This is a genomic window from Thiorhodococcus minor (genome assembly GCF_010820565.1).
GTDB classification, from domain to species: domain Bacteria; phylum Pseudomonadota; class Gammaproteobacteria; order Chromatiales; family Chromatiaceae; genus Thiorhodococcus; species Thiorhodococcus minor.
In genome coordinates, this window is the sequence record NZ_JAAIJQ010000183.1 from 1 (window position 1) to 3,392 (window position 3,392).

3 protein-coding genes are annotated in these 3,392 nt (G+C 62.9%); 2 read left to right on the forward strand and 1 reads right to left on the reverse strand.

What is annotated here, in order from left to right:
• Nucleotides 1–287: 287 nt before the first annotated feature.
• Nucleotides 288–548: a hypothetical protein gene (locus tag G3446_RS25980; protein WP_164456564.1), complete on the reverse strand. Its 261-nt coding sequence runs from the start codon at nt 546–548 to the stop codon at nt 288–290.
• A gap of 286 nt (nt 549–834) precedes the next feature.
• On the opposite strand from G3446_RS25980, the gene G3446_RS25985 reads away from it, so the two are divergent.
• Both G3446_RS25985 and G3446_RS25990 read left to right on the forward strand, forming a co-directional pair.
• Nucleotides 835–1,764: a hypothetical protein gene (locus G3446_RS25985; RefSeq protein WP_164456565.1), complete on the forward strand. Its 930-nt coding sequence runs from the start codon at nt 835–837 to the stop codon at nt 1,762–1,764.
• Between the two features lie 492 nt (nt 1,765–2,256).
• Nucleotides 2,257–3,186: a hypothetical protein gene (locus tag G3446_RS25990; RefSeq protein WP_164456565.1), complete on the forward strand. Its 930-nt coding sequence runs from the start codon at nt 2,257–2,259 to the stop codon at nt 3,184–3,186.
• Nucleotides 3,187–3,392: the final 206 nt, after the last annotated feature.

Below are 3,392 nucleotides of genomic sequence, written 5' to 3' on the forward strand. Positions count from 1 at the left end.
CATGTTGTCAATAACGACGGCTCGACAGCGGTTCACCTGAGTTGGCCATCCCCTTCAACCCCAGCTCCCGACCACCGTGAGGCTGGCAGTCGCAATCGCCCCTCGCGGGTCGGTTGCCCGCCCAGTGGGCGGAGGCTACAGTGTCCCGAGCGCTTCACACCCCGCAGTTACCCGCGACGCATGGCCCGGTAGGGTACTGGTGGCAGAACACCAGATCTCTGATCTCCTTGATAAATACGTGTGCAACTTCGTGTCGCACCAATGCCATGGACTTAAGCCGTCCGGCATTACGCCGGGTGGAATCCGGGCTTGAGCTTGCCGGGATTGCGGCGTGGAAATTGTCGGTCTGGCCGTACCGCCTCGACGGCATCGGAAAGCGCGAGGACGGCCTGCGTCAGCAGGGTGGTTGGAGGATGCACGGTGCCGATCAGTAACCGAACAAGCGTGTGCTTCATGGTCGAGAGGCTGCTGGTCCAGCGGACCTGATAGGGATGCTTGCGCGCGGCGTGGCGACGGGTCGCGAGCACCTGGGCGAGTCCTCTGACCATGCTGGCGAGGTTCAGGGCGAGGATGCAAGGGTCAGGTCTCGTATTGTTGCAAACTATGGCGGTTCTTTGGTCTCCTGTAAGAGGGTCAAACGAGTGCGTAGGAGCCTTCGACTTCCATTTCAGCGTTTGCGGAAGCAAGTGGATCCGCAGTCGACGGACATGGAGAGGGCGACGCTCCGGGCATTGGTCAAGCGTCATCGGGACTGACCCGAAGCGTCGTTGGCTTTGCGATCTGTACGTGGAGCGGAGACAATCCTTCGATTACGTTTCGTGCACGGATGGCTCCATGTCCCACGATCAAAACTTCAAGAACCTCATCCTCGACTACCCGCGTGCCGCGCTTGCCTTCTTTGCCGCAGCCGAGGCAGGCGACCTCGGGGCTGATGCGCGCATCCTCCCGGTGCGTCAGGAGCAGTTGCAGGAGCGCTTGGGTGAGCGCTTTCGCGAACTCGACGTGCCGCTGTTGGTCGAGTGGCCGGATGGGCGGCGCGAGGCGATCCTCTTCGTGCTCGAAGAAGAGACCGAGGCGCGGCGCTTCTCCATCCACCGCCTGGCCCACTACTGTCTGGATCTGGCCGAACTGCTCGACATCCAGCGCGTGGTGCCGGTCGTGATCTTCCTGCGCGCGGCCAGCGGTGTCGCCACCCAGCTGCGCCTGGGCGGCGAGCGCCACGTCTATCTCGACTTCCACTATCTGCGTTGCGCGCTGGCCGAGCTGACCTTCGATGACTTCCGCGACAGCGACAACCTGGTCGCCCGCCTCACGCTACCCAACATGTCCTATCCACCCGAGCGCCGAGTCGAGGTCTACGCCCAGGCCGTGCGTGGTCTCACGGCCCTGGAGCCCGATCCCGAGAAACGGCTCAAGTACCTGGATTTCATCGACATCTATGCTGCCCTTGACGATAATGAGCGCAAGCAATACACGCAGGACTACCCCGACGAGGCACAGACCATGAGCCGATTCGCCGAACGTTTCCGTGAAGAAGGCATGCAACAGGGGATGCAGCAAGGCATGCAACAGGGCATGCAGCAAGGCATGCAACAGGGCATGCAGCAAGGCGAGGCCCGGGTCTTGGCGCGACAGCTGCGTCTGAAATTCGGCGAGCTGCCCGATGCGGCCGAAATCCGCATTGCCCAGGCCGACGAGTCGACCCTACTCGAATGGTCCGAGCGGGTGCTGACGGCGACTTCGCTCGACGAGGTGCTGCACTAGCGAGCGCCTCGCTGCTTCAGCCGCGTTCGGACGCAGTCGCGCGCGCCAAGAAGCAACTGCGCCGCATCGCCTCCGCCGCCTGCGTGTCGGGACGCAGGTTAGCCTTCAGGGATTCGCAGCCAGCAATTCCGCCAGCATGACGGCCCCTAGGTGACCGCCCCCGAGCGACCTCGGCTCGCGAACGAAGAGGGCGGCAGCTTCAGTTGAGATGCAAGCAAGATGCACAAGATGCAAGGGTCAGGTCTCGTATTGTTGCAAACTATGGCGGTTCTTTGGTCTCCTGTAAGAGGGTCAAACGAGTGCGTAGGAGCCTTCGACTTCCATTTCAGCGTTTGCGGAAGCAAGTGGATCCGCAGTCGACGGACATGGAGAGGGCGACGCTCCGGGCATTGGTCAAGCGTCATCGGGACTGACCCGAAGCGTCGTTGGCTTTGCGATCTGTACGTGGAGCGGAGACAATCCTTCGATTACGTTTCGTGCACGGATGGCTCCATGTCCCACGATCAAAACTTCAAGAACCTCATCCTCGACTACCCGCGTGCCGCGCTTGCCTTCTTTGCCGCAGCCGAGGCAGGCGACCTCGGGGCTGATGCGCGCATCCTCCCGGTGCGTCAGGAGCAGTTGCAGGAGCGCTTGGGTGAGCGCTTTCGCGAACTCGACGTGCCGCTGTTGGTCGAGTGGCCGGATGGGCGGCGCGAGGCGATCCTCTTCGTGCTCGAAGAAGAGACCGAGGCGCGGCGCTTCTCCATCCACCGCCTGGCCCACTACTGTCTGGATCTGGCCGAACTGCTCGACATCCAGCGCGTGGTGCCGGTCGTGATCTTCCTGCGCGCGGCCAGCGGTGTCGCCACCCAGCTGCGCCTGGGCGGCGAGCGCCACGTCTATCTCGACTTCCACTATCTGCGTTGCGCGCTGGCCGAGCTGACCTTCGATGACTTCCGCGACAGCGACAACCTGGTCGCCCGCCTCACGCTACCCAACATGTCCTATCCACCCGAGCGCCGAGTCGAGGTCTACGCCCAGGCCGTGCGTGGTCTCACGGCCCTGGAGCCCGATCCCGAGAAACGGCTCAAGTACCTGGATTTCATCGACATCTATGCTGCCCTTGACGATAATGAGCGCAAGCAATACACGCAGGACTACCCCGACGAGGCACAGACCATGAGCCGATTCGCCGAACGTTTCCGTGAAGAAGGCATGCAACAGGGGATGCAGCAAGGCATGCAACAGGGCATGCAGCAAGGCATGCAACAGGGCATGCAGCAAGGCGAGGCCCGGGTCTTGGCGCGACAGCTGCGTCTGAAATTCGGCGAGCTGCCCGATGCGGCCGAAATCCGCATTGCCCAGGCCGACGAGTCGACCCTACTCGAATGGTCCGAGCGGGTGCTGACGGCGACTTCGCTCGACGAGGTGCTGCACTAGCGAGCGCCTCACTGCTTCAGCCGCGTTCGGACGCAGTCGCGCGCGCCAAGAAGCAACTGCGCCGCATCGCCTCCGCCGCCTGCGTGTCGGGACGCAGGTTAGCCTTCAGGGATTCGCAGCCAGCAATTCCGCCAGCATGACGGCCCCTAGGTGACCGCCCCCGAGCGACCTCGGCTCGCGAACGAAGAGGGCGGCAGCTTCAGTTG

What these genes read in the sequence shown, in the direction of transcription:
- G3446_RS25985 (WP_164456565.1), top strand. Translation starts at nt 835, where the DNA reads ATGTCCCACGATCAAAACTTCAAGAACCTCATCCTCGACTACCCGCGT.
- G3446_RS25980 (WP_164456564.1), bottom strand. Translation starts at nt 548, where the DNA reads ATGGTCAGAGGACTCGCCCAGGTGCTCGCGACCCGTCGCCACGCCGCG.
- G3446_RS25990 (WP_164456565.1), top strand. Translation starts at nt 2,257, where the DNA reads ATGTCCCACGATCAAAACTTCAAGAACCTCATCCTCGACTACCCGCGT.